Below are 3,773 nucleotides of genomic sequence, written 5' to 3' on the forward strand. Positions count from 1 at the left end.
GCGCTCGCGCAGGGCGGGGGTGAGCAGGCCGGCGACCCCAGCGGCGCCCCCCCGCACGCCCAAGACAAAGGCGCCCACCCGGCCCCTAGCTCCACTGTACAACTGGCAACCCCCCCCCGGGACCGCCCGCCGCCCGCCGACGCCACGCCCGCGGCAGACGGTCTGGTCGGAGGCGCGGTGAGGCGGGGACCGCTCAGGCGCCGGGGCCGACGTTCTTGCTGTTGCGGGTGCGCAGGGCGTGCACGTATTCCTCGGGGGCGCCCGCCTTTTCGGCCGCGTCGGCGATGACGCCGATGTAGCGCGCCGACGGCAGTCCGCCCTCGTAGGCGTCGAGCACGTACAGCCAGGCCAGTCGGGATTCGCCCTGGGTGCCGGTGACGCGCAGCCGGATCTTCTTGTGGATCCCGAAGTCCGAGCCCTCCCAGCGGTCGAGGCGTTCCTCGTCCTCGGGGGACACGTCGTAGAGCACGACGAACACCCGGGAGCCCGGATCCTCGACGACGGTGGCCAACGGCCCTTCCCAGCCGATGTCGTCACCGGCGAAGGTCAGGCGCCAACCTTCCAGCCACCCGGTCCCGGACATGGGCGAATGCGGGCAGCGTTCCAGCATCTGCGTCGAGTCCATGTTGGACCCGTAAGCGGCATAGATCGGCACCTGACGAACTGTAGCCAATAACAGCAGCGGAATTCCCGTCTCCCACCCAGATCGGCTGACGGTCACAGTCGCGGCGCCGTCGAACACGCCGAACATGTTCACCGATCCGGCCCTGGGTTGTCGCCACGCACCTGAAATGATGGGGCGACAGTACGGGCGGGTCCCCACAAGGGACGCGGCCGTTGCGGCGAATACAGGGAGCGTGGCTGTGGCACGGATTGCGATCATCGGTGGCGGACCGGCGGGATACGAGGCGGCGCTGGTGGCCGCGCAACACGGGGCCTCGGTGACCCTGGTGGACGCCGACGGCATCGGCGGCGCGTGTGTGCTGTGGGATTGCGTGCCCTCCAAGACCTTCATCGCCTCGACCGGCCTGCGTACCGATCTGCGCCGCGCCCGCGATCTGGGCATCACCCTCGACGCCAGCCAGGCGCAGGTGCATCTGCCCGAGGTGAACGCCCGCGTGAAGGCTCTCGCGCTGGCCCAGTCCTCCGACATCCGCGCCAAGCTGCAGGCCGCCGGGGTGCAGCTGCTGGCCGGGCGTGGCGAATTGGTCGGGCCCGCCGCCGGTTTGGCGCATCGGGTGCGCGCGACGCTGGCCGACGGCAGCAGCGAGGAGTTCGAGGCCGAGGTCGTGCTCATCGCGACCGGCGCCAGTCCGCGCGTGCTGCCCGGCGCCGAGCCCGACGGCGAGCGCATCCTGAACTGGCGCCAGCTCTACGACCTGCACGAACTCCCGGAGACCCTGGTGGTGGTCGGTTCCGGCGTGACCGGCGCCGAGTTCGTCTCCGCCTACACCGAGATGGGTGTGCGGGTGAAGCTGGTCTCGAGCCGCGACCGCGTGCTGCCCGGCGAGGACGCCGACGCGGCGCTGGTGCTCGAGGAGGCGCTGGCCGAGCGCGGCGTCGAGCTGGTCAAGCACGCTCGCGCCGACGCGGTCGAGCGCACCGCCGACGGCATCGTGGTGAAGCTGTCCGACGGCCGCACGGTCACCGGCTCGCACGCCCTGATGACGGTCGGTTCCACCCCGAACACCGAGAACCTCGGCCTCGACAAGGTCGGCATCGAACTCGATCGCGGCGGCTACCTGCGCGTGGACCGGGTCTCGCGCACGTCGGTGCCCGGCATCTACGCCGCGGGCGACTGCACCGGCCTGCTGCCGCTGGCCTCGGTGGCCGCGATGCAGGGCCGGATCGCGATGTACCACGCGCTGGGTGAGGGCGTGAGCCCGATCCGCCTCAAGACGGTCGCCTCGGCGGTGTTCACCCGTCCCGAGATCGCGACGGTCGGGGTGAGCCAGACCGCCATCGACAACGGTGAGGTCCCGGCGCGCACGGTGATGCTGCCGCTCAACACCAATCCGCGCGCGAAGATGTCCGGGCTGCGCCGTGGCTTCGTGAAGATCTTCTGCCGGCCGGCGACCGGTGTGGTGATCGGCGGTGTCGTGGTCGCGCCGATCGCCTCGGAGCTGATCCTGCCGATCGCGCTGGCGGTGCAGAACAACCTCACCGTCACCGATCTGGCGCAGACGTTCTCGGTGTACCCGTCGCTCACCGGTTCGGTCACCGAAGCCGGGCGTTTGCTGATGCGCCACGACGACCTGGACTGAGCCCGCCGCGGAAATGTGAAACGGATCACTCTGGCGCGCAGGTGTCGAATTGTCTTGTTCGCCAACGGTCGTCAGGGGTTCCGTGAAACCTACTGCCGCGTTGCCTGTCTCGGCGTCATGTGGTTGACTCACGGCCGAGGCGCGATCGGTATCGATCGCGTGGTGGAGTAGTGGGGGATTCCCTCCGGGAAAGGGATAAGCGAAAAGTGAAGCATCGTAAGCCGAGTCGGGCGCAGCGAGCGATGGCAAGCACGTCGTTGCCCCTGGCTGCCGCGGCCGCAGTGGCAACCCTCCTTGCGGCCCCCGCCGGCGCGGTCCCCAGCGACCAGCCGACGACGCCGGCCACGCCGGCCCCCGCGCAGCCGGGCACCAATCAGAGCGAGGCCCCGGAGTCCCCCGAGCAGGAGACTCCCGAGAACGCCAAGCCGGGCGAGAAGAAGCCGGGCGAGACCAAGCCGACCCCGGCCCAGCCGGGCGTCACCAGCCCCGCGCCGGGTCAGCCGGGTCAGGCCACGCCTGCCACGCCGACGCCGAGCCAGCCGGGTGTCACCACCCCGCGTGTCGCGCCGCTGCCGGTGCCGGGCCAGACCGGTCAGCCCGGCGAGGCGCAGTCGGCCGTGCAGCCGGAGCGCGCGGGCACCACCCCTGAGCAGGAGACCACTCCCGGCCAGCCGGGTGCCACTCCGGGCCAGCAGGGTGGCACCACCCCGGGTCAGCAGTCGCAGGGTCAGCCCGCGCAGCCGTCGCAGACCCAGCCGAGCGCGCCGTCCGAGGAGGGCGCCGAGGACGAGGGTTCCGACCAGCTCGTCCAGACGCCGACCTGGCAGGCGCCGCACTTCGCCGACGCCCCGGCCGCGCCGGTCGTCGAGATGGAAGGCCCGCACCAGGAGATCGGCGTCTCCGTCGACGGCGGCGGCGTGCTGCCCGGTGTGGTCAACACCCACCACTACAACAACGCCTCCGGCTACGTCGGCACCGTCGGCTACCGCACGCCGACCGGCTTCGGTGACGCGGGCGTCTCGGTCGAGTACATAGGCGAGAACTCGGTCAAGGTCACCAGCTACACCGGTGGCGACGGCCGTGCCGACAACACCACGGTCACCGTGCTCGACACCACCCAGGCCAACCTGGCCAAGGCGGCGGTCGAGAACTGGATCAAGGCGCAGCCGGGCGGCGTCGCCGCGATGGAAGCGGCCGCGAAGGCTACACTGCCCGTGCCGGGGGAGCTGCTTCAGACGGTGAACGTCGCAGGTGTCACCACCCAGTGGGGTGGCTCGCTCCAGTACTGACACGCAGTACGTCGTGGGGGGGGGGGGGGGTGGGGCCCCCCCCCCCCGGGGGGGGGGGGGTGGGTTTGTTTTTTGGTGCCCCGCGGGCGGCAACCAGTTCGGCGTACGCGCCGAAACCGCTGGTGGCGGCGACGACCCGGACGCCGAGCAGGGCGGGGTCGACTCCGGCGCCGAGATCCACGATCGTGCCCGCCGCCTGGAAGCCGAACACCGCGGGCAG

General features: G+C 71.3%; 3 protein-coding genes and 1 pseudogene. 3 read left to right on the plus strand and 1 reads right to left on the minus strand.

All coding sequences use genetic code 11. The features are described 5' to 3' along the window. Nucleotides 1-193: 193 nt before the first annotated feature. Nucleotides 194-655: a gamma-glutamylcyclotransferase gene (locus QH270_RS04710; RefSeq protein WP_110036999.1), complete on the minus strand. Its 462-nt coding sequence runs from the start codon at nucleotides 653-655 to the stop codon at nucleotides 194-196. Nucleotides 656-863: 208 nt separating this feature from the next. Here QH270_RS04710 and QH270_RS04715 point away from each other — a divergent pair, with 208 nt between their 5' ends. The 3 genes and pseudogenes from QH270_RS04715 to QH270_RS34505 all read left to right on the plus strand — a co-directional run. Next, a complete protein-coding gene (locus QH270_RS04715; RefSeq protein ID WP_280339085.1) occupies nucleotides 864-2,264 on the plus strand; it encodes an NAD(P)H-quinone dehydrogenase in 1,401 nt (466 codons plus the stop codon). Nucleotides 2,265-2,506: 242 nt separating this feature from the next. Further along, a complete protein-coding gene (locus QH270_RS04720) occupies nucleotides 2,507-3,553 on the plus strand; it encodes a hypothetical protein (RefSeq protein WP_280339086.1) in 1,047 nt (348 codons plus the stop codon). Further along, nucleotides 3,534-3,773: pseudogene (locus QH270_RS34505) on the plus strand (hypothetical protein); the annotation flags it as partial. The gene QH270_RS04720 and the pseudogene QH270_RS34505, both read left to right, overlap by 20 nt.

Origin of the sequence: Nocardia neocaledoniensis (genome assembly GCF_029868625.1) — a bacterium.
Classification (GTDB): domain Bacteria; phylum Actinomycetota; class Actinomycetes; order Mycobacteriales; family Mycobacteriaceae; genus Nocardia; species Nocardia neocaledoniensis_A.

What these genes read in the sequence shown, in the direction of transcription:
- QH270_RS04720 (WP_280339086.1), top strand. Translation starts at nt 2,507, where the DNA reads ATGGCAAGCACGTCGTTGCCCCTGGCTGCCGCGGCCGCAGTGGCAACC.